Here is a 21,423-nt window from a genome sequence, read left to right on the forward strand (position 1 = left end):
CGGTTACGCCTGCTACAAACAGCTCTATGAGTTTATGTTGTTTGTACTGACTTAGACGACTTTTTCTCATAAGGTTATCTTAACCTAAATGGAAGTTTTAGTCGTTATCTAGGACAGCCCCTTATTTTATATTGTAAAATAAAAAAGAGTTGCCAAATTCTAGCAACTCTTTTCCGCTCGTCAAGCAGTTTAGTGATATTTTTTTCCTCGAGGTATTTCGTCTAAATCACTAAACAAAACAGCATATTTTCTTGTATCCTTATTGGATTCCAAAGCTACCTTACACGCCATTGTTAAAGGAACTGAGAGTAGCATTCCTACAGCTCCAAGCAACCAGCCCCAAAATAGAAGTGAAAGGAATACCACAAGAGTTGAAAGCCCTAATTTTTTCCCCATTAATCGAGGCTCTAAAGCATTACCAACAATCATATTAATAGCAACCATACCAATTAATGTTCCTAGTGCAACTGAAAAGCTATTTAGTACAAGAGCTTGAATGACAATTGGAATACTAGCTAAAATTGAACCGATATTGGGAACATAGTTAAGTAAAAAGCTAAACATAGCCCATAAAATAGCGTATTGAACATCTAACGATATTAATAATATCCATACCAAAATCCCGGTAAGGAGGCTGACAAAGGTTTTTACGCCTAAATAACCGATTACCCCTTCTAATACTTGGTTAATATACTCTTTTTCATTACGTAAATCATCGTCGTCACTTAATGCCAAGGCCAGCTTGTATTTCGCTACAGGCATTTCCATTAGCATAAAAATGACAATTAAAAAGACTACAAAAATATTCGATAATGTACCGGAAAGCCCAACTAATAATGTATGAACGAAATTCATAATGGAACTTGGGTCAAATTTACTCATTATTTCTTCTTGTGAAATAGTGATGGGAAAATTCCATTTTTGTGTAAATTCAATAAGCGTACGTACTTTGGCTGAGAGCTGTGTTTTATATTGCGGTATTGAACCGGTAAACTCTTGTAGTGAGTTATTAATGATACCTGCAAAAAAGGTAAAACCTAACAGAATTACAACCAGTAAGAGCGTAATTGCTAACCATAACGGAATTTTCCGTCTTGTCATAAAGTTAATTATTGGTGAGCAAATAATTGCAATAAAAAGAGCGAGTAGGAAAGGTACTACAATTTCACTAGATAATTTTATGCCGGCTAGAATAATGATAATAGCGGCGATAGCAACTAGAGTTTTAGTTGAATGTCTCATAAATATCCTTAATTATAAGTGATTTAAAATCAGTATTTTCAAATTATCGGTTTTCAAACCAACTTTCTAAAATTAAACAAGCGGAAATGGAATCCACTTTATCTTTTTTTAATGCTTTATAGCCACCACGAGAAAAAATTTCTGCTTTGGCTTCAACGGTGGTTAAACGTTCATCTTGCAACTCAACTGGCAAATTAAAACGCCCATTTAAACGGTTGGCGAATTTCCTTGCTCTTTGGGTTAAAGGTTGTTCTGTTCCGTCCATATTTAACGGCAAGCCGACCACTAAAATATCGGGCTTCCATTCTGTTAAGAGTTTACCAATCTGTTTCCAATTCGGAATACCATCTTGCGCCTTAAATGCCGGTAAGCCTTGAGCAGTACCTGTAATACTTTGCCCAACAGCACAGCCGATGCTATTTGTGCCGAAATCGAATGCGATGACAGTTTGTCCCATTACGCTCTCCCTGCTCTTGCCGGTATGCTGGAAAGCCCCATCATTTCATAGGCTTCTGCCCAGCGGTCTAAATAACCTGTTTCAAACAAGGTTTTTTCATTTGCTTCCGATAAAATCCAATAATTTTGAGCAATTTCTTGCTCTAACTGATTGGTTCGCCACGTTGAACAACCTAAGCAAACAATAAATTTTTGGGGTGATTCAGCTTTGCCGAAAGAGTCTAACACATCGCCCGAGGTTGTGAGTGTGATTTTATCGGTGATCGGATAAGTATGGATAAAATCATTCTCTGTTTTGGTGTGAATAATAAAGCCTCTGTCTTGATTTACTGGTCCGCCGCTTAATACCATTTGGTCTCGATTGTAATCACGTTGGTTTGCCATTTGGAAATCCATACGGGTAATTAATTCCAATACCGATAAATCCGTTGGTGTATTAATTACAACCCCCATCGCCCCTTGCTGATTATGTTCACAAATATAGATAACAGTACGTTCAAAATAATCATCGTCCATTTCAGGTGTGGCAATTAGGAATTTGCCTTGTAAATTTTCTAGCATTAAATATCTCCAAAACAAACTTGTAGGGCAGTAATAGCGGCAAGGGAAGCCGTTTCTGTGCGTAGCACTCGTTTGCCTAATAATACTTCAGTAAAGCCTTCAGTTTCTGTCATCGCAATTTCTTCTGCCGATAATCCGCCTTCTGAGCCAATTAATAAACGCACGCCAGCGTTCGGTACATTGGGTAGTTCACGAATAGTGTATTTCGCTCTTGGGTGTAAGTTGAGTTTCAGCATTTCATCTTGCTCTTTACACCAATCGGTAAGCTTCATAATCGGGCGAATTTCAGGAATTTCATTTCGTCCACATTGTTCGCAAGCGGCAATCGCAATTTTTTGCCATTGTTGTAGTTTTTTATCTTGGCGTTCGTCATTGAGCTTTACGCCACAACGTTCCGACCAAAGAGGGGTAATGGTTTTAACGCCTAACTCCACTGATTTTTGAATGGTAAATTCCATTCTATCGCCTCTGGAAATGACTTGTCCTAAGTGAATCGGCAAATTAGATTCTCTATCATCTAATTCACTTGAATTAATTTTTGCAATAATTTGGCGTTTTTCAACCGCTTGTAACGTTGCGTGAAAAATGTGGTTTGAACCATCAAACAAAATAATTTGCTCGCCTTCTTTCATTCGCAACACACGCCCAACGTGATTAAACGCATCTTCACTTAAAATGCAACTTTGCTGATTTGCTAATGGCTCTGGGTGGTAAATTCTTGGGATTCTCATTTTATCTCTCTTTAAAATACATCAAAGGCAGACTTATGTCTGCCTTATGCTAAGGGTAAAGTTTAGAGCAGTGAATAACGGTTTTAATGATCACTATATTGCTTTTGATTTCATACACAATGCGGTGTCTATTATGATAAAGCTCTCTCGTATTGGCGACTTTACCTCGAACGCCCATTTCAGGGAACATAGCAAGATGATTAATGCTATTTTCAAGTTCTTCCAAGATACGAATACCACTACTGGCATATCCAGTAAATTCACTTACTGAACGAGCAATTAACTGAAGGTTTTTAATCGCTTTTTCAGTAAATTGAATTTCAAGCAACTCTTTTGGCATTTTTTGCCCCTTCAAAGGCTGCAGCAATTACTTTAGCACGCATTTCTTCTATAGAATAAACTCGCCCGTGCTTAATATCTTCATCTGCTTCACGAATTTGCTCGTGCAAATAATCAAGATACTCTTGGCTGACATTATGATAAGGATTGTTCATATTTTCCTCCTCTGGCAATTTCTACATTGTGTACTTTAGCTGTCGTTTTATCAAGTAAATTTCTTGGATTTTTCGAGCGATATCACAAAATAGAAAATAACAAGCGGTTAAATTCTTTTCATTTTTTGCAAAAAATCGAAGAAATTTAACCGCTTGTAAGGTTCAATTAATCGTTATTATTTGAACTGATGGATAGCTGCAGCAACTTCATTATCGTTATAAATCGCTTTAACAACATCAGAGTAAGCTTGGTCTAATACTTTCTTAATTTCATCATTACTTGCACCAAATGCACCTTCATAACCGCGAGTTGCGTTGAAGTTTTTGCTAAAGTTACCTCTTGTTCCTTGAACAGTTACTTCAACACCTACTTGGGCATTTGCTTTATAGCGTAAGTTGCCTTGCTCAACGGTTGCGAAGAAGTTGCGAATATTGACCACTACGTTTGCATTCGCGGCACCTTGCACAATTTGGAAACCTTTTGCATTAAGGTCTTGCTGTACGGCTTGTTGGAACATTGCAGCCACTTCAGGTACAGCAGTTAAGCGAATTACTTCACCATTTTTTGTATAGCTTGCGACTTCGCGTGAGGTACGTAAATCTTGTGTCATTACATTAACTGCAGCAGTTTGATTATTGGTATTAAATACCGCCGTTGGTGTTGGCGTTGAGAAAGTTAAGGTATTTGATTGACTTTGGCAACCAGCTAACAATGCAGTTGCTAAAGTGGTTGCTAACACTAAGGTTTTTTTAGATAGTTTCATAGTAAATCCTTCTTTTAAAGAAATTTTGAGATAATTTGACTCTAGTATAGTATTATTTATCTTGGTTTCCAATCAAAGAGAGTAGAAATGTTAATAGAACAGACAATTATTCAGAAAATTAGTGCTGAGTTTTCCCCAATTTTTTTAAACGTGGAGAACGAAAGCTATATGCACAGCTCAGGTAGAGGGGCGGAATCTCACTTCAAGCTGATCTTAGTATCGGATAAATTTGATGGAAAAAGAGCGGTTGCCCGTCATCAAGCGGTTTATGCCTGTTTGGCGGAAGAACTGGAAAATGGTGTTCACGCACTAGCTCTGCATTTATACACGCAAAGTGAATGGGCAGAAATTGGCGGAACTGTGCCGAAATCGCCAAATTGTTTAGGTGTGGGGCAGTAACTGCTCAAAATTTGATTTAATTTATTTTGTGAAGAAAATGCTTGAAAGAAAAGTGTAAAATTGCTATATTTATGCTTGTCTTTTATTGATTCGGTGAGATGTCCGAGTGGTTGAAGGAGCACGCCTGGAAAGCGTGTATATGGGAAACTGTATCGGGGGTTCGAATCCCCCTCTCACCGCCATTCAATTTGAAAGATTCCTTACTGTTTTCATAGATATTTCCTTGGTTAAGTAAAAGTAGAAATACTTTTTCATTTTTAGGTTGTCCCTAAGCAATTTTGCTTGGGGATTTTTTTATCTCTCAAATGTAGAAATAAAAAAGAGATTCTTTCGAATCTCTTTCACAATTAATGTACTTTATTTAATTTATAATTATTGGGGCTTTCTACGGTATTACCATTTGGATCACAAAGCTCTACATATTGGTCTTGCACTTTAAATGCGAGATTGCCTGAGGCTTTTTCTAAACGAATCACATTTGGTTTGTTTGGTTCTTGGCGATAAGTTCCATTATCACGATAAGCGTATTCTTTTTTATCTTTAAAATAAATAGTATCGTACTGATATGTTTTATCCGCATTGAGTGTTAATTTTGCTTCGATTTTCTCACAATCTGCACAAGGTAATACGCCTGCATAGCTACCTGTTACCGTTTTTTGTGGTAGTAATGAACAAGCACTTAAGATAGCGGTAAATCCAATTACTGCAATTTTTTTCATATTCTGTTCCTCTTTTTAGATTATTTAACGCTCGGATTTACTTTAAATTCAAGCTGGGTAATTTGGGGTAATTCGGTTTGTATCTGTACTAACAGCGAGGCTTGTTGTAACAATAAACCTTGTCTTACTGTTGCACTTTGTACATTAATAATGAGCTGATTATCAACTAAATTTGCCACACGGTAAAGCCCACGATAAGATTCCGGCAAGATTTTCTGAATTTTTTGGTTTAAATCATTCAAAAAATTTGCTTTTTCGACAATTCGACTTAATGTTGAGTTCTGTAAAATGTCGTTAATCTTTTTAGGTGCTGAATTTTTCATCTATTATTTACTTTATCTCAATTTTTATACTTGATTTTACATTACTTGACCCAATTATTTGATAATTATGATTGAATTTAGCGTATAATCACTTAAATTTTTTTACTTCACCTTAACTTGATGAGCTTATTCTTTAAACACTTTCATAAAACGCCTTTTTGGTCGCAACTTTTTTTTGGAATGGTTGCGATGCTTGCGTTACCTGAAATTCAGGCAATTAATGCAAATGAAAGTGAGCCAGAAGCGGTTATCAATCAATCTTTTCTTCAGTATGCTCAAGCAACCAATGAGCTAGAACAGCAATCTCTTTTTATTGCAGAATTGAACCATAACATTGTGGAAATTAAACCACAAGCGGTTAAATTTTGCGAATTTTTTACCAAATCTTACCGCTTGGATAAACAAAATATTTATCCAATTCGGGCAGGGCCTCACTCCTAACTATAAATTTAACCTTTAAAATCAACTAATTAACAATATTTATATTTAGGAAACTACAATGATTTCAAAATTACTTACCTCTATTTTTGGCTCAAGCAATGACCGTACTTTAAAGCGTTTAAGAAAGCGTGTTGCACAAATTAATAAACTTGAGCCGACATTTGAGCAATTATCTGACGAAGAATTAAAGGCAAAAACTGCTGAATTTAAACAACGTTTAGCCGATGGAGCAACTTTAGAAAGCTTAGTGCCAGAAGCCTTTGCCACAGTTAGAGAAGCAAGCAGACGTGTGTTAGGTATGCGTCCGTTTGATGTGCAATTAATTGGTGGTATGGTACTAACCGAGCGTAATATTGCTGAAATGCGTACGGGTGAGGGTAAAACCTTAACTGCAACCTTGCCTTGCTATTTAAATGCTTTAACAGGTAAAGGCGTTCACGTTGTAACCGTAAATGATTACTTGGCTCGCCGTGATGCGGAAACTAACCGCCCATTATTTGAATTTTTAGGCTTAACGGTTGGAGTGAATATTCCGGGGTTAGCCCCTGAGGTGAAACGTGCGGCATACCAAGCGGATATTACCTATTCAACCAATAGCGAATTAGGTTTTGACTACTTGCGTGATAACTTAGCCCACGACAGAAATGAGCGTTTCCAACGTGAATTACACTACGCCTTAGTGGATGAAGTGGACTCTATCTTAATTGATGAAGCTCGTACGCCATTAATTATTTCAGGCCCGGCGGAAGATGCGACCCAAATTTATCAAGCGGTAGATCAAATCATTCCTCATTTGATCGCACAAGACAAAGAAGACACGGAAGAGTACATAGGCGAAGGTGATTTTACTGTCGATCTAAAAAACAAACAGGCTCATTTAACAGAGCGTGGTATGGTGAAAGTAGAAGATTTTTTAACTCAAATGGGGTTAATGGAAGAGGGTGAGAGCTTATATCACCCAGCTCGTATTTCACTGTTACACCACGTGAGTGCAGCCTTAAGAGCTCACAAATTATTTGAACGTAATGTGGATTACATTGTAAAAGATGGCGAGATTGTGATCATTGATGAACACACAGGTCGTACAATGGCTGGTCGCCGTTGGTCTGACGGTTTACACCAAGCGATTGAAGCGAAAGAGCGTGTCAATATTCAAGGCGAAAACCAAACTGTTGCTTCCATTACTTACCAAAACTATTTCCGTTTATACGAAAAATTAGCAGGTATGACAGGTACAGCTGATACAGAAGCTTTTGAATTCCAACAAATTTATGGCTTAAATACAGTTGTAATTCCTACAAACAGACCTGTTATTCGTGATGACCGCACAGATTTAATGTTCAAAAGCGAAGCAGAGAAATTTGCAGCGATTATCACTGAAATTAAAGATTGTATCGAGCGTAAACAGCCAGTGTTAGTAGGTACAGCATCAGTTGAAAAATCGGAACTATTATCGGCAGAATTAACTAAAGCAGGTATTCAACACAACGTATTAAATGCAAAATTCCACGCAAAAGAAGCAGAAATTGTGGCAGAAGCGGGGGCACCGGGTGCAGTTACTATTGCAACGAATATGGCAGGTCGTGGTACGGATATTGTGCTTGGCGGTAACTGGAAAATGGAAATCGCTAAGCTTGAAAACCCAACGCAAGAGCAAATTGATGCGATTAAAGCTGCGTGGCAAGAGCGTTATGATATTGTAATGAAAGCAGGCGGCTTGCATATTATTGGTACAGAGCGTCACGAATCTCGCCGTATTGACAACCAATTGCGTGGTCGTTCTGGTCGTCAAGGCGATCCGGGTTCATCACGTTTCTACTTATCATTAGACGATGCGTTAATGCGAATTTACCTCAACGAAGGTAAATTAAATATGATGCGCAAAGCTTTCACTGAAGAAGGTGAGGCGATGGAATCCAAACTTTTAACCAAGGTGATCGCATCGGCACAAGCAAAAGTAGAAGCACATAACTTTGATGGACGTAAGAGCCTTCTACAATATGATGATGTAGCGAATGAGCAGCGCAAAGTGATTTACGAACAGCGTAATCATTTATTGGATACCGACGATATTTCACCAATGATTGAAGCGATTCGCCAAGATGTGTTTGATACCACGATTAGCGAATACATTCCTCCACAATCTATTGAAGAAATGTGGAACGTGCCGGGCTTGGAAGAGCGTTTACGCCGTGAGTTTGGATTAGATTTACCAATTTCGCACTGGTTAGAAACAGAAAACGATCTGCACGAAGAAACCTTGCGTGAGCGCATTCTCAACATCGCGATTGAAGAATACAAAGCGAAAGAAGAGAAAGTAAGTGCCGAAGTGATGCGTAACTTTGAAAAAGGCGTGATGTTACAAAACCTTGATGAGTTATGGAAAGAGCATTTATCTTCAATGGATTACTTACGCAAAGGTATTCACTTGCGTGGCTATGCGCAAAAAGATCCGAAGCAAGAGTACAAAAAAGAGTCTTTTGCAATGTTTACCAATATGCTCAGCACCTTGAAATTGAACGTGATCAGCATTTTAAGCCGCATTCAAGTGCGTAGCCAAGAAGAGGTGGAAGAAGCCCAACGCTTACAAGCGGAAATGGAAGCAAAAGCGGCGGAGCAAATTCAAACAAACGAAGACGAGTATCAGCAGGCTAGTGCAGGAAGTTTAAGCGAAGAAGAGTTAGCAAACTTAAACATTGGTCGTAATGAGCCTTGCCCTTGTGGTTCAGGTAAGAAATATAAGCATTGCCACGGCAATAAAGCGAAATACGCATAATTAAACAAGCGGTCATATTTAGATAGAAATTTGCAAATTCTCTGCTAAATATGACCGCTTGAGTTTATACAGAAGGAAACTTATGTCAAAACCGATTATTCAAGTATCAGCGGGTATTATCCGTAATGAATTTGGTCAAATCTATTTAACACAGAGACTTGAAGGACAAGACTTTGCTCAATCATTAGAATTTCCCGGCGGTAAGGTTGATGCCAACGAAACCCCAGAAGAAGCATTAAAACGTGAGCTGGAAGAAGAGATTGGCATCCAAGTACTTAGTGCTTTCCCTTACGAAAATTTTAGTTTTGAATATCCGAATAAAATTATTGAATTCTTTTTTTACTTGGTAGAAGAGTGGGTGAATGAGCCTTTCGGACGAGAAGGGCAAGAGGGCTTTTGGATCGCTCAATCGGATTTAGATGAAGGGGCATTTCCGCCGGCTAATTCTGAATTGATTCAACGTTTAAAGTCAGAAGTAGAAAATATCGCTTAGTAAATAAAAATGATTACTTCTTATAAGGAAATAATCTCTTTTCTGAATGATGATTTATTTGCTATAAGTTTTCAGATAGAATTAATTTCTCTACTTTTTCATTACAACAAATAGGAATTTCTATGAAAAAAAATCGTGATGTTAGTCGCAGCTATCGCAGCGGTATCAGCAAATGCTGCAACCTATAAAATTGACCCATACCACGCAAATGCAAGATTTAGCATTGACCACTTCGGCACAAGTAGCAACGTAGGTTTTTTACAATTTAACAGGCGAACTGCAACTTGATGTAGAAAAAGCTACAGGCTCTATTGATGTAACCATTCCTGTAAGTAGCTTACAAGCAAGTAGCCAAGATTTTACTAACCACTTAAAATCAGCTGATTTATTCCACGCAGAAAAATTCCCTGAAATGCGTTTTGTTTCAACAAAATTCCATTTTGCGGATAAAAAAGTAACAGAAGTGGAAGGTAACTTAACTCTATTAGGTAAAACTGATCCAGTTACTTTAAAAGCAACCAAATTCAACTGCTATCAAAGCCCAATGTTAAATGTGGCGGCGATTTCGTAACCACTATTGACAGAAGCTAATGGGGTATGAACTACCTTGTTGATGTTGGTATGACAAAAGATGTTGAAATTGCGATTTAAATTGAAGCAGCTAAGCAGTAATAATTAACTAATCCGCACTGATGTGCGGATTTTTTTATGGTTTTTTAAAGCCTTTACTTGTTGAAAATTTCATCATCAAGCGGTTAAATTTATAAAAAATTTTACAAATTTAACCGCTTGCCCTTGAAAGTCTAAAATCCGCCTTTATATTGTTAGGCGTTACGCTTTTTGCGTGGGTTATCAATCATCAATTTATAAGAGGAATAGAATATGGCACTTCGTCCATTACACGATAAAGTTATTTTAAAACGTGAAGAAGTTGAAACAAAATCAGCAGGCGGTATTGTTTTAACAGGTTCGGCAGCAACAAAATCAACTCGTGGCAAAGTTATTGCGGTAGGAACAGGTCGCATTTTAGAGAACGGCTCGGTTCAACCTTTAGCGGTTAAAGTAGGCGATGTGGTTATCTTCAATGAAGGTTACGGCGTAAAAACCGAGAAAATTGATGGCGAAGAAGTGTTAATTTTAGCAGAACACGATATTTTAGCGATTGTAGAATAAATTAATGGTAATAGGGGCGTATTGCATACGCCCATAAACATATAAGGAAAAGAAAATGGCAGCAAAAGACGTTAAATTTGGTAACGATGCACGCGTAAAAATGTTAAAAGGCGTGAATATTTTAGCAGACGCAGTAAAAGTAACTTTAGGCCCGAAAGGCCGTAACGTAGTATTAGATCGTGCTTATGGTGCACCAACTATTACGAAAGATGGTGTATCCGTTGCTCGTGAAATCGAATTAGAAGATAAATTTGAAAATATGGGTGCACAAATGGTGAAAGAGGTTGCCTCTAAAGCCAATGATGCAGCAGGTGATGGTACAACAACCGCAACTGTACTTGCCCAAGCGATTGTAAACGAAGGTTTAAAAGCGGTTGCAGCAGGTATGAACCCAATGGATTTAAAACGTGGTATCGATAAAGCAGTTGCAGCGGTAGTTGAAGAGTTAAAGGCGATTTCAAAACCGTGTGAAACCTCAAAAGAGATCGAACAAGTTGGTACAATTTCAGCAAACTCAGATTCAACAGTAGGTCAGTTAATTGCTCAAGCAATGGAAAAAGTGGGCAAAGAAGGTGTGATCACCGTTGAAGATGGTACAGGTTTAGAAGATGCATTAGATGTAGTGGAAGGTATGCAGTTTGATCGTGGCTACTTATCGCCATATTTCATCAACAAACCTGAAGCTGGCACGGTTGAATTAGAAAATCCGTATATTCTTTTAGTTGATAAAAAAGTATCGAACATTCGTGAATTATTACCTGTATTAGAAGGTGTGGCAAAAGCGGGTAAGCCGTTATTAATTGTGGCAGAAGACATTGAAGGCGAAGCATTAGCAACATTAGTGGTAAACACAATGCGTGGTATCGTGAAAGTGGCTGCGGTAAAAGCACCGGGTTTTGGTGATCGCCGTAAAGCAATGTTACAAGATATTGCGATTTTAACTGCAGGTACAGTGATTTCTGAAGAGATCGGTATGGAGCTTGAAAAAGCAACGCTTGAAGAGCTTGGTCAAGCAAAACGTGTGGTTATTACAAAAGATAACACAACCATTATTGACGGTATTGGCGATGAAACGCAAATTAAAAGCCGTGTAGCACAAATTCGCCAACAAATTGAAGATTCAACCTCTGATTACGATAAAGAAAAACTGCAAGAGCGTGTAGCGAAATTAGCAGGTGGTGTGGCAGTAATCAAAGTGGGTGCGGCAACTGAAGTAGCGATGAAAGAGAAGAAAGATCGTGTTGATGATGCCTTACACGCAACCCGTGCAGCAGTTGAAGAAGGTATTGTACCGGGAGGTGGTGTGGCTTTAGTGCGTGCAGCAAGTAAAATAGAAGCAACCTTAAAAGGCGATAACGAAGAACAAAATGTAGGTATTAAACTTGCTCTTCGTGCGATGGAAGCACCTTTACGTCAAATCGTAGCTAATGCAGGCGAAGAATCATCAGTGGTAGCTCGCAACGTAAAAGAGGGAGCTGGCAACTATGGCTATAATGCAGGTACAGATCAATATGGCGATATGCTTGAAATGGGTATTTTAGATCCAACTAAAGTAACACGTTCGGCGTTACAATTCGCAGCTTCTATTGCTGGTTTAATGATCACAACAGAATGTATGATCACAGACTTACCAAAAGATGACAAAGTAGATCCTGCTGCAATGGGCGGTATGGGGGGAATGGGCGGAATGATGTAATCGCTCTTTCATAATGAATAAAAGCTACTGAAGCAATTCAGTAGCTTTTGTTTTATCTATCAGTAACAAGCGGTACTTTTTTACGAAAATTTTGCAAGAAAAAACCAAGCTATTTAGCTTGGTTTCAAAATAATTATTGATGCTTTTGTCTAAGATTATTTAATGCGGTTAAACCTTTCTCACAACTTTTTTGTTGTAGGGCAGTATCCATTTTTAGAATTTGCTGCTTTGTTGAGGAAAGCTTATTTTTCATTTTAGCCAATTGAGTATGAGTACCCGGCTGTTTTTCTGCATCAGAAACTAATTTATTTGCCGTGTTAAACATTTTCTCACATTCAGTTGGTAGTGTTTTACTTAAAGTAGGTTTTGCAACTGTCAGTGATGAAGTTTTAACACCAGCAACTGCGGTAGTTGAAAATAACACAGCACAAAGTGTAACTCCTAAAATTCTTTTAAGCATGCGTTCTCCACACATTAAGTGTTAAATCTTAAATTTGATAGCCATCTTTATACAGGAAATAAAGCGAACTGATACTAGCAAAAGTTTAAATGAATGTCATCTATAAATTGATCCTTTTAAGTAAAAAGATCTCTTAAATATTAAAAAGGTAAATTATTTGTTATAGATTTGTTATCTATAACCAACTTTTTTAGTAGGTTATACAGAATTTATTACATAAATAAACCAATTTTGTGAAGAATATAGCAAAATTACTATTTTTTAATTAGCTATTTACAGGTAGAATATTCGCCAGCACTTTATTATAAATGTAACCAATTTGGGTTGTTATTAAAATTAAGTGAAAATTTGTGGGGGATTACTTTTGGGTAATCTATTTGTCAAATTATTATATTAATAAAAATAAGAGGTTTGAGATGTTAGACGTAGTTGAACTCTCACGTTTGCAGTTTGCTTTAACTGCACTCTATCACTTCTTATTCGTACCGCTTACTTTAGGTCTTTCTTTCGTACTTGTTGTGATGGAAACGCTTTATGTAACTACGGGTAAAGAAGTATATAAAGATATGACTAAATTTTGGGGTAAGTTATTTGGTATTAACTTTGCTCTAGGTGTAACAACTGGTATTACAATGGAATTCCAGTTTGGTATGAACTGGTCATATTATTCTCATTATGTAGGTGATATTTTTGGTGCTCCATTAGCAATTGAAGGTTTAATGGCGTTCTTTTTAGAATCTACATTTGTGGGATTGTTCTTTTTTGGTTGGGAACGTTTATCAAAAGCTAAACACTTATTAACGACTTACTGTGTTGCATTTGGTTCTAACTTATCTGCATTATGGATTTTAGTTGCAAATGGCTGGATGCAAAACCCGGTTGCTTCAGAGTTTAATTTTGAAACTATGCGTATGGAGCTTTCAAGCTTCTCTGAATTGTTATTAAACCCAGTTACACAATCTAAATTTTTACACACTGTAACAGCAGGTTATGTTTGTGGTTCTATTTTCGTATTAGGTATTAGTGCATACTATATCTTAAAAGGTCGTGATTTAGGATTTGCTAAACGTTCATTCTCTGTAGCTGCAAGCTTTGGTTTATTTGCTATTATTGCAGTTATTATTGCTGGTGATGAGTCTGGTTATGAAATAGGTAAAGCTCAGCCAACTAAATTAGCAGCAATGGAAGGTGAATTTGAAACTCATCCAGCACCAGCAGCTTGGAATGCTGTTGTGATTCCAAATACAGCTGAAATGAAAAATGAAATGGCAATTGCTATTCCATACGCTGCAGGTATTATTGCTACCCGTTCGTTAGATACTGAAATTACAGGCTTAAAAGATATTCGTGTTATCAACGAGCAACGTGTTCGTAACGGTATCGTAGCTTATGGTTTACTGGAAAAATTACGTTCCGGTAACTACACAGAAGCAGATAAAGAAGCTTTCAAAGCAGTACAAAAAGATTTAGGTTTTGGCTTATTGTTAAAACAATATACGGACAACATAGTTGATGCAACAGAAGAGCAAATCCAAAAAGCAGCGGATAACACTATTCCAAATGTAGGTCCTACATTCTGGGCATTCCGTATGATGATGCTTTCTGGTGTGATTATGTTGGTATTAATCATTGCTGCGTTTACTCAAAATATGCGTGGTCGAGTAGGACAAAGCCGTTTCCTATTAAGAGCATTATTATGCGGTATTCCATTACCGTGGATCGCAATTGAATCCGGTTGGTTCTTAGCGGAATATGGTCGTCAGCCGTGGGCAATCTATGAGATGTTACCGGTTGGTGTGGCAAACTCAGCATTAACAACAGGCGACTTATGGTTTACGATCGGCTTGTTATGTGGTTTATATACACTGTTCTTAATCATAGAAATGTACTTAATGTTCAAATACGGACGACTTGGACCAAGTTCATTAAAAACAGGTCGTTACTACTTCGAACAATCAGCTAAATAATAGGAGTTAAAAATGCTCGATTATGAATTTCTCCGCTTTATTTGGTGGATTTTAATCATAGTATTATTAATTGGTTTTGCCGTTACTGATGGCTTTACTATGGGTGTATTAAATCTTTTACCTGTGATTGGTAAAAGTAACGTTGAACGCCGTATTATGATCAACACAGTTGCCCCTCACTGGGACGGTAACCAAGTTTGGTTATTAACCGCAGGTGGTGCATTATTTGCGGCGTGGCCAACAGTATATGCAACCTCGTTCTCAGGTTTCTATATTGCAATGGTGCTTGTATTAGCGGCGTTATTCTTCCGCCCTGTTGGTTTTGAATACCGTGCGAAAATTGATAATCCGAAATGGCGTGATGCTTGGGATTGGGGATTATTAATCGGTGGTTTTGTACCATCATTAGTATTTGGTGTTGCATTTGGTAACTTATTACAAGGTGTACCATTTGAATTTAATAACCTTAACCAGTCACAATATACAGGCACATTCTTTGGTCTATTGAATCCATTTGCATTATTATGTGGCGTAATTAGTTTAATGATGCTAACAACGCAGGGTGCAACTTGGTTACAAATGAAAACCACAGATGAACTTCATAACAATGCAAGAAAAGTAGCACAGGTTACAGCAGCAGTTGTATTAGTTGCCTTTGTGCTTGCAGGTGTATCGCTATATTTCAAAGATGGTTTTGTAATAACAAGCCAAATCGACCACAATGCACAATCTGTATTTACGAATAAAACAGTAGCAGTTGAAACAGGTGCGTGGTTTAGAAACTATGCTGAAATGCCGGTGCTTTGGATCATTCCAGCATTAGCAGTAATTGGTGCATTGCTAACTATCGTTGCATCAAGAGCAAATCGTTCTGGTTTTGCATTCTTCTCATCATCAATTATGCTTGTTGGGGTAATTACAACGGCGGCAGTTTCAATGTTCCCATTTGTAATGCCATCAATTACTCACCCTAATATGAGCTTAACAATGTGGGATGCAACTGCAAGCCACACTACATTAACTGTAATGTTAGTAGTAGCAGGTATCTTCGTTCCAACAGTATTAGGCTATACGATTTGGTCATATATCAAAATGTATGGTCGCTTAGATGCAAGTTACTTAGAACACAATAAATCAGCTTACTAATTAGAGGAGAACATTATGTTTTATGTAACTTGGGTATTAGGTGTTTTTCTTGCAATTTTCTTTGCAACAGTAATCACCATCAGTATTGAAAAAACAGGTAAGTTTGACGAGTAATGATTAATACTCTTTATAACTTAACAGCAAAGGGCTTGTTAAAAGCCCTTTCTTTTATTTTAGCCACGACCTTATGTGCAATGATTTTGCTAAATTCGACCGCTTTCGCTCTGATATTTGGTGGAAAAACGCCTTGTTTAGTCATTCTCATTTTTTATGGTATGGCGATTTTATGGATACATGGAGTAGGATTTGAAATTCGTTCAACCATTTGGAAAGCGATTTTTTTACCGATAGTGGGTTATCTTATTGTTGTTCCATCAGTATGTATTTTATTGATGAAATAGAGGCATTTGTTGCCTCTTTCTTATTTTTGATAGGTAAAAAATATTTTTACGATTAAACTCAAAATATACTTGCACAACGATTTTTCTATCTCTACAATAGCAACCAATTTTTCGCCTAAATTTTGGGCGTTTTTTCATTTTGAGGAAAGGGAAAAGTATGAATTTTCCGGTTCGAGTTTATTACGAAGATACCGATGCTGGGGGAGTGGTTTACCATTCCAACTATCTTAATTTTTTTGAGCGAGCAAGAACGGAATTTTTACGAGTGTATAATTTTTCTCAGCAGGAACTTTTTGCTCAATCTCTTGCCTTTGTAGTAAAGAGAATTGAAATAGAGTATAAATCTCCTGCTCGTTTGGATGATTTATTAAATGTAGAGACAATACTATCAGAATTTAAAAAAGCGACTATTGTATTTCAACAAAAGTTATACAAAAGCGATATTTGCTTAAGTTCTGCAACAGTAACCGTTGCCTGTGTTGATCTTATTAAAATGAAACCAATTGCAATTCCTGATGATATTCGTCAAGCATTACAAAAAGTTAATTGTTCTATTTAAAAACTATTCGGAGTTTTATTAATGCAAACTGAATTTAGCCTTCTATCTTTATTTTTAGAAGCAAGTATTGTTGTAAAGATCGTAATGTTGATCCTTGTTGTGTTTTCAATTTTATCTTGGGCAGTAATTATCCAACGTAGCAAGGTATTAACAAAAGCAAAAAAAGATTCATTAGCATTTGAAGACCGTTTTTGGTCTGGAGAGGATTTAAACCGTTTACATCAAGGTTTAGAAAATCGTCGTGATGCTTTAACAGGTTCAGAACAAATTTTCTATGTCGGATTTAAAGAATTCAATCGTTTACAACAATCAAACCCTGAAGCACCTGAATCTATCATTCAAGGTTCGGCTCGTGCAATGAATTTAGCCTTAAACCGTGAAATGGAAAGCCTTGAAAACTATATTCCTTTCTTAGGTACAGTAGGTTCTATCAGTCCATATATCGGCTTATTCGGTACAGTATGGGGAATTATGCACTCATTTATGGGTCTAAGTGCAGTAAAACAAGCTACATTACAATCTGTTGCACCGGGTATTGCAGAAGCCCTAATTGCAACCGCAATTGGTTTATTTGCGGCAATTCCGGCTGTTATGGCATATAACCGCTTAAATTTACGCTTAGGTAAAGTGGAACAAGGTTATGTGAATTTTATTGACGAGTTTACAACCTTATTACATCGTCAAGCATTTTCAAAAAGATAAATAACAAGCGGTCATTTTTTTATAAAAATTTGCAAAATTCACAAAAATCTAACCGCTTGTAAGTGAATAATATGTAGCTAAATCCTACGTTATATAAAAGATGAATGTAGATGCAACGTGCATCTTAAAAGAGGAAAGTATGTCGATTCGCCGTTCACCACGCAGAGACATTAAATCAGAAATTAATGTGATTCCATTCTTAGATGTATTATTGGTATTATTGCTTATTTTTATGGCAACAGCACCAATTATCAGCCAAAGCGTGGAAGTGAATTTACCTGAAGATACCCATAGCCAATCTGTATCAAATGAAGACAAAACACCTGTGATTTTAGAAGTTGCAGGTGTTGGAGAATATAAATTAAAGATTGATGGTAACTATGTACAAAGTAATGGGGTGGATAATATTTCAGAAGCAGAGGTAGTTGCTTACGCTGGGGAGCAGTTTCAAAAAGATAATAATACGTTATTTTTAGTTGCTGGCGATAAAGTTGTGCCTTACGAAGAAATTATGAAAGGTATTACCTTACTTAAAGATGCAGGGATTAAATCAGTCGGTTTAATGACTGAAGGCAAATAATCAGCAAGGATAAAGTGTGAAATCTCAACAAGATAGACTAGAGCTTGCAGTTATTATCTCAATCTTATTACACATAGTATTAATTGGGTTATTATTGCTTGGGTCTCTTTTCACCAAAACAGAATTAGCAGCGGCTGGCGGTAGTGGTGGTGATAGCGACAGCTTTGAAGCAGTAATGGTTGATACCGGGCAAGTAGCAGCTGAGTATGGTCAGTTAATGGCGGAGAAAAAAGGCTCTAAACCTGCAAAACCAACAGTAGAACCAAAAGAAGAACCGAAAGAAGAGCTTGAAGAAACTGTTGAAGAAGTGGAAGAAAAGCCAACTCCAGAAGAAATTGAGCAACAAAAGCAAGCTGAATTAGCCGCAATTCAAGAACAGCAACGCCAGCAAGAGGTTGAACGTCAGCAAAAACTGCAAGAGCAACAGCGAATTCAAGAACAGCAAAGACGAGAGCAAGCTAAGCAAGAAGAAATTAAAAAGCAGCAAGTAGAAGAAGCAACTCGTAAAAAAGCAGCTGAAGCGGCTAAGTTAAAAGCAGATGCAGAAGCTAAGCGTTTAGAAGCAGCTGCTAAGCAAGCTGAAGAAGAGCGAAAGGCAAAAGAAGCTCAAGAAAAGAAACTTGAGCAACAGAAAAAAGCTGAAGCTGAAAAGAAATTACAAGAGCAGAAAGAGCTAAAAGAGAAACAAGCTAAAGAAAAAGCAGCGAAAGAAAAAGCTGAAAAGGAAGCTAAAGCCAAGGCAGAAAAAGAAGCGAAAGAAAAAGCAGAGAAGGAAGCTAAAGCCAAAGCTGAAAAGGCAGCTAAAGAAAAAGCTGAAAAAGAGGCTAAAGCCAAAGCTGCTGCTGAAGCAAAAGCAGCCCAAGCTAAGAATAATAAAGCCCTAGATGATTTCCTAAGTGGAGGAGATATTGGTGGTGGCTCAAGCAAAGGCGGTAATAAGAACTCATCGGGCTCTCAAGGCTCAGGCGGTACAAGCGGTCTTGGTCAAGGAGCCAATGTTGATGGTAACGCATACGGTCAGCGAATTAAGAAATTAATTCAATCTAAATATCGTGTTGATCCAAGTTTTGCAGGAAAACAATGTGATGTTAAGATTTTCTTAAGTCGTGATGGTGATATCACTAACTATCAAGTAGTCGGTGGGGATAAAACAGTATGTGATGCAGCAGTAAGTGCAATTGTGGCAACCAGAAAAGTGCCAAAAGCACCATCAGATGCAGTCTATAATATGTTTAAATCTCCAACGCTTGATTTTAGTTTAAAAGTTAAATAACTTAGAGGGTTAAAAATGAAATTATTCTCTCGTATATCGAGTGTAATAGCGATAGTTTCTACATTAGTTACAAGCCAAGTGATGGCGGATTCTGATGTTCGAATTTCTATTGACGAAGGTGTTAGTATGGCTCAACCAATTGCTGTTGTACCATTCAAATCAAGTGGCGTTCCGGCTGATGTTGCACAAATCATTTCTGATGATTTGCGAAATAGTGGCAAATTTACACCGCTTGAACGTTCTCAAATGCCAGCCCAACCGGGCTCTGCAGGCGAAGTTTCAGCAGAACAATGGAGTGCGATTGGTATTGATAATATCGTAGTAGGTCAAGTAAGTGCTTCAGGTGGTGGTTATAATATCGCTTACCAATTAATTGATACACTAGGCACTTCAGGTGCGGCTGGTAATGTGATTGCTCAAGGTTCATTTATTGTGCCTGCTGCTCAAATTCGTCAGGGTGTACATACAGTAAGTGACCAGGTATTTGAAAAATTAACTCAAATTCGTGGTGCGTTTAGAACTAAAATTGCTTACGTTGTACAACGTGGCGTATCATCTTATGAATTGCGTGTATCAGATTATGATGGCTTCAACGCTTTCACTATTACAACAAGTAAAGAGCCGTTAATGTCTCCAGAATGGTCTCCAGATGGCAGCAAATTAGCTTATGTTACCTTTGAGAATAAAAAAGCACTGATAGTTGTGCACGATATTCGTTCTGGAGCTCGCCGTGTAGTGGCTGCTTTACAAGGGCATAATGGTGCTCCAGCATTCTCACCAGATGGTTCTCGCATTGCATTTGCATCTAACCAAGACGGCGAGTTAAATATTTACGTTGTAGGCAGCAGTGGTGGTACACCAACAAAATTAACAGCAAATGCTGGTAATAATACAGAGCCGAGCTGGTCTCCAGATGGAAGTACAATCTACTTCACATCTGACCGAGCTGGAGCTCCACAAGTTTACAGAATGAGTTCATCAGGTGGCGGTGCAAGCCCAATGGGTGGTCGAGGCAGCTATAATGCTAAAGTATCATCTGATGGTAAGAATCTAATCATGATTGCTGGAGATAGAGTTGTGAAACGCGATCTCGCTTCAGGTAGCACGGAAGTATTGAGTTCAACGTTCTTAGACGAAAGTCCAAGTATTTCTCCAAATGGCATTATGGTTATTTATAGCTCTACCAAAGGTACGAGTAAAGTGCTACAATTGGTATCCGCAGATGGGCGTTTCAAAGCTAATTTGCCGGGAGCAGGTGGACAGTATAAATTCCCTGCGTGGTCACCATACTTAACTAAATAATAATATTTCTCTAATTAGGAGCAACAAATGAAAAAATTTGCTAAAGTTTTAATGGTAACAGTACCAGCTTTCGCATTAGCAGCATGTAGCAGCTCATCAGATGACAAAGCAGCTAACGCATCAGCAAACGCAGCTAACGCAGCAGCAAATGCAGCAGGCGAATTCGGTGGTTTAACAGCTGACCAATTAAAAGCACAATACAACACAGTATACTTCGGCTTTGACAGCTATACAGTTGAAGGTGAGCACCGTCAATTATTAGACGCTCACGCTCAATTATTAGGTCAAACTCAAGGTAACGTAACTATATCTGGTCACGCTGATGAGCGTGGTACTCCAGAGTACAACATCGCATTAGGTCAACGTCGTGCAGATGCAGTTAAGAGTTACTTATCAGCTAAAGGTGCTAACAACACTTCAACTGTTTCTTACGGTGAAGAGAAACCAGCTGTGTTAGGTCACACTGAAGCTGACTACGCGAAAAACCGTCGTGCAGTATTAGAATACTAATTCTTAGTTAATTCTAAAATAAAGCCCTGAAAAATCAGGGCTTTATTTTTATAAAGTTTTCATTATGAATTTTTGGAATGCCCTATCTCCTCTATTTAAAGCCATATTTTGTGTGCTTTTATCGGCATTAAGTTTGGGGCTGTAGTAGATTAGCATCACTGCTATACTACAAAAATGAAGATAACCCATTGTAAATTAAAGAAATCTTTGCAGAAAAAGCTTCTTGAATTTTTTGTTGCTGAAGTGACCGCTAGA

The 21,423-nt window shown here is 37.7% G+C and carries 28 protein-coding genes, 1 tRNA gene and 2 pseudogenes; 20 read left to right on the forward strand and 11 right to left on the reverse strand.

Going from position 1 to position 21,423, the window contains the following annotated elements; translation table 11 throughout:
- From ACERCG_RS11120 to ACERCG_RS11155, 8 genes and pseudogenes are all read right to left on the reverse strand, one after another.
- Window positions 1–70 (reverse strand): annotated as a pseudogene (locus tag ACERCG_RS11120) (IS1595 family transposase); the annotation flags it as partial.
- A gap of 119 nt (window positions 71–189) precedes the next feature.
- Window positions 190–1,242 (reverse strand): AI-2E family transporter, encoded by a 1,053-nt coding sequence (locus tag ACERCG_RS11125; RefSeq protein ID WP_373612137.1) that lies wholly within the window; start codon window positions 1,240–1,242, stop codon window positions 190–192.
- A 43-nt stretch (window positions 1,243–1,285) separates the two neighbouring features.
- The gene (gene ruvX, locus ACERCG_RS11130; RefSeq protein ID WP_373612138.1) at window positions 1,286–1,699 is read right to left on the reverse strand and encodes a Holliday junction resolvase RuvX; all 414 of its coding nucleotides are present in this window, start codon (window positions 1,697–1,699) and stop codon (window positions 1,286–1,288) included.
- Window positions 1,699–2,259, reverse strand: a complete 561-nt coding sequence (locus ACERCG_RS11135; protein ID WP_373612139.1) for a YqgE/AlgH family protein — start codon at window positions 2,257–2,259, stop codon at window positions 1,699–1,701. The genes ruvX and ACERCG_RS11135 overlap by 1 nt, the downstream gene beginning before the upstream one ends.
- Window positions 2,259–2,990 (reverse strand): 16S rRNA (uracil(1498)-N(3))-methyltransferase, encoded by a 732-nt coding sequence (rsmE, locus tag ACERCG_RS11140; protein ID WP_373612140.1) that lies wholly within the window; start codon window positions 2,988–2,990, stop codon window positions 2,259–2,261. Before rsmE ends, ACERCG_RS11135 begins: the two co-directional genes overlap by 1 nt.
- Before the next feature lie 49 nt (window positions 2,991–3,039).
- Entirely contained in the window at window positions 3,040–3,330 is a 291-nt protein-coding gene (locus tag ACERCG_RS11145) for a type II toxin-antitoxin system RelE/ParE family toxin (protein ID WP_373612141.1), read from the reverse strand.
- Window positions 3,311–3,484 (reverse strand): hypothetical protein, encoded by a 174-nt coding sequence (locus ACERCG_RS11150; protein WP_373612142.1) that lies wholly within the window; start codon window positions 3,482–3,484, stop codon window positions 3,311–3,313. Before ACERCG_RS11150 ends, ACERCG_RS11145 begins: the two co-directional genes overlap by 20 nt.
- Before the next feature lie 176 nt (window positions 3,485–3,660).
- Window positions 3,661–4,248 carry a YajG family lipoprotein gene (locus ACERCG_RS11155; RefSeq protein WP_373612143.1) on the reverse strand — a complete coding sequence of 196 codons (588 nt, stop codon included), beginning with the start codon at window positions 4,246–4,248 and terminating at the stop codon, window positions 3,661–3,663.
- An 87-nt stretch (window positions 4,249–4,335) separates the two neighbouring features.
- Between ACERCG_RS11155 and ACERCG_RS11160 the strand changes: the two genes are divergently transcribed.
- Together ACERCG_RS11160 and ACERCG_RS11165 are read left to right on the forward strand one after the other, a co-directional pair.
- Window positions 4,336–4,647, forward strand: coding sequence for a BolA/IbaG family iron-sulfur metabolism protein (locus tag ACERCG_RS11160; RefSeq protein WP_373612144.1), 312 nt, complete (start codon window positions 4,336–4,338; stop codon window positions 4,645–4,647).
- Window positions 4,648–4,739: 92 nt separating this feature from the next.
- A tRNA-Ser gene (locus tag ACERCG_RS11165) sits at window positions 4,740–4,829 on the forward strand.
- A 165-nt stretch (window positions 4,830–4,994) separates the two neighbouring features.
- Here the strand turns inward: ACERCG_RS11165 and ACERCG_RS11170 are convergent.
- Window positions 4,995–5,366, reverse strand: a complete 372-nt coding sequence (locus ACERCG_RS11170) for a copper resistance protein NlpE N-terminal domain-containing protein (protein ID WP_373612145.1) — start codon at window positions 5,364–5,366, stop codon at window positions 4,995–4,997.
- Between the two features lie 20 nt (window positions 5,367–5,386).
- Window positions 5,387–5,689, reverse strand: a complete 303-nt coding sequence (locus tag ACERCG_RS11175) for a DciA family protein (protein WP_373612146.1) — start codon at window positions 5,687–5,689, stop codon at window positions 5,387–5,389.
- Window positions 5,690–5,809: 120 nt separating this feature from the next.
- Here ACERCG_RS11175 and secM point away from each other — a divergent pair, with 120 nt between their 5' ends.
- From secM to groL, 7 genes are all read left to right on the forward strand, one after another.
- Window positions 5,810–6,130, forward strand: coding sequence for a secA translation cis-regulator SecM (gene secM / locus ACERCG_RS11180; protein ID WP_373612147.1), 321 nt, complete (start codon window positions 5,810–5,812; stop codon window positions 6,128–6,130).
- A gap of 58 nt (window positions 6,131–6,188) precedes the next feature.
- Window positions 6,189–8,906: a preprotein translocase subunit SecA gene (secA, locus tag ACERCG_RS11185; RefSeq protein ID WP_373612148.1), complete on the forward strand. Its 2,718-nt coding sequence runs from the start codon at window positions 6,189–6,191 to the stop codon at window positions 8,904–8,906.
- A gap of 82 nt (window positions 8,907–8,988) precedes the next feature.
- Complete coding sequence (gene mutT / locus ACERCG_RS11190; RefSeq protein WP_373612149.1) at window positions 8,989–9,399, forward strand: 8-oxo-dGTP diphosphatase MutT; 411 nt, start codon at window positions 8,989–8,991, stop codon at window positions 9,397–9,399.
- A 138-nt stretch (window positions 9,400–9,537) separates the two neighbouring features.
- Entirely contained in the window at window positions 9,538–9,687 is a 150-nt protein-coding gene (locus ACERCG_RS11195) for a hypothetical protein (RefSeq protein ID WP_373612150.1), read from the forward strand.
- A 22-nt stretch (window positions 9,688–9,709) separates the two neighbouring features.
- A complete protein-coding gene (locus ACERCG_RS11200; RefSeq protein WP_373612161.1) occupies window positions 9,710–9,970 on the forward strand; it encodes a YceI family protein in 261 nt (86 codons plus the stop codon).
- A gap of 311 nt (window positions 9,971–10,281) precedes the next feature.
- The gene (locus ACERCG_RS11205; protein WP_025236286.1) at window positions 10,282–10,572 is read left to right on the forward strand and encodes a co-chaperone GroES; all 291 of its coding nucleotides are present in this window, start codon (window positions 10,282–10,284) and stop codon (window positions 10,570–10,572) included.
- 55 nt (window positions 10,573–10,627) lie between these two features.
- Window positions 10,628–12,268 carry a chaperonin GroEL gene (gene groL, locus ACERCG_RS11210; protein ID WP_373612151.1) on the forward strand — a complete coding sequence of 547 codons (1,641 nt, stop codon included), beginning with the start codon at window positions 10,628–10,630 and terminating at the stop codon, window positions 12,266–12,268.
- Between the two features lie 133 nt (window positions 12,269–12,401).
- Here groL and ACERCG_RS11215 read toward each other — a convergent pair whose 3' ends face one another.
- Complete coding sequence (locus ACERCG_RS11215) at window positions 12,402–12,728, reverse strand: DUF5339 domain-containing protein (protein ID WP_373612152.1); 327 nt, start codon at window positions 12,726–12,728, stop codon at window positions 12,402–12,404.
- 416 nt (window positions 12,729–13,144) lie between these two features.
- On the opposite strand from ACERCG_RS11215, the gene ACERCG_RS11220 reads away from it, so the two are divergent.
- The 11 genes and pseudogenes from ACERCG_RS11220 to ACERCG_RS11270 all read left to right on the forward strand — a co-directional run.
- The gene (locus ACERCG_RS11220) at window positions 13,145–14,695 is read left to right on the forward strand and encodes a cytochrome ubiquinol oxidase subunit I (RefSeq protein WP_373612153.1); all 1,551 of its coding nucleotides are present in this window, start codon (window positions 13,145–13,147) and stop codon (window positions 14,693–14,695) included.
- 12 nt (window positions 14,696–14,707) lie between these two features.
- Entirely contained in the window at window positions 14,708–15,841 is a 1,134-nt protein-coding gene (gene cydB, locus ACERCG_RS11225; protein ID WP_159630564.1) for a cytochrome d ubiquinol oxidase subunit II, read from the forward strand.
- 15 nt (window positions 15,842–15,856) lie between these two features.
- Window positions 15,857–15,955, forward strand: a complete 99-nt coding sequence (locus tag ACERCG_RS11230; protein WP_159630562.1) for a CydX/CbdX family cytochrome bd oxidase small subunit — start codon at window positions 15,857–15,859, stop codon at window positions 15,953–15,955.
- Window positions 15,955–16,242 (forward strand): cyd operon protein YbgE, encoded by a 288-nt coding sequence (gene ybgE / locus ACERCG_RS11235; RefSeq protein WP_373612154.1) that lies wholly within the window; start codon window positions 15,955–15,957, stop codon window positions 16,240–16,242. The genes ACERCG_RS11230 and ybgE overlap by 1 nt, the downstream gene beginning before the upstream one ends.
- Before the next feature lie 157 nt (window positions 16,243–16,399).
- Complete coding sequence (gene ybgC / locus ACERCG_RS11240; protein ID WP_373612155.1) at window positions 16,400–16,801, forward strand: tol-pal system-associated acyl-CoA thioesterase; 402 nt, start codon at window positions 16,400–16,402, stop codon at window positions 16,799–16,801.
- Between the two features lie 21 nt (window positions 16,802–16,822).
- Window positions 16,823–17,503, forward strand: coding sequence for a protein TolQ (gene tolQ, locus ACERCG_RS11245; protein ID WP_373612156.1), 681 nt, complete (start codon window positions 16,823–16,825; stop codon window positions 17,501–17,503).
- Between the two features lie 139 nt (window positions 17,504–17,642).
- Window positions 17,643–18,083, forward strand: a complete 441-nt coding sequence (gene tolR / locus ACERCG_RS11250) for a colicin uptake protein TolR (protein WP_373612157.1) — start codon at window positions 17,643–17,645, stop codon at window positions 18,081–18,083.
- A 16-nt stretch (window positions 18,084–18,099) separates the two neighbouring features.
- Window positions 18,100–19,356 (forward strand): cell envelope integrity protein TolA, encoded by a 1,257-nt coding sequence (tolA, locus tag ACERCG_RS11255; RefSeq protein ID WP_373612158.1) that lies wholly within the window; start codon window positions 18,100–18,102, stop codon window positions 19,354–19,356.
- A gap of 15 nt (window positions 19,357–19,371) precedes the next feature.
- Window positions 19,372–20,658, forward strand: coding sequence for a Tol-Pal system beta propeller repeat protein TolB (tolB, locus tag ACERCG_RS11260; RefSeq protein ID WP_373612159.1), 1,287 nt, complete (start codon window positions 19,372–19,374; stop codon window positions 20,656–20,658).
- A 27-nt stretch (window positions 20,659–20,685) separates the two neighbouring features.
- On the forward strand, window positions 20,686–21,168 hold the full coding sequence (locus tag ACERCG_RS11265; protein WP_373612160.1) for an OmpA family protein: 483 nt from the start codon (window positions 20,686–20,688) through the stop codon (window positions 21,166–21,168).
- 174 nt (window positions 21,169–21,342) lie between these two features.
- Window positions 21,343–21,423, forward strand: a pseudogene (locus ACERCG_RS11270) (IS1595 family transposase); the annotation flags it as partial.

Origin of the sequence: Mannheimia sp. E30BD (genome assembly GCF_041807785.1) — a bacterium.
In the GTDB taxonomy this organism is placed as follows: domain Bacteria; phylum Pseudomonadota; class Gammaproteobacteria; order Enterobacterales; family Pasteurellaceae; genus Mannheimia.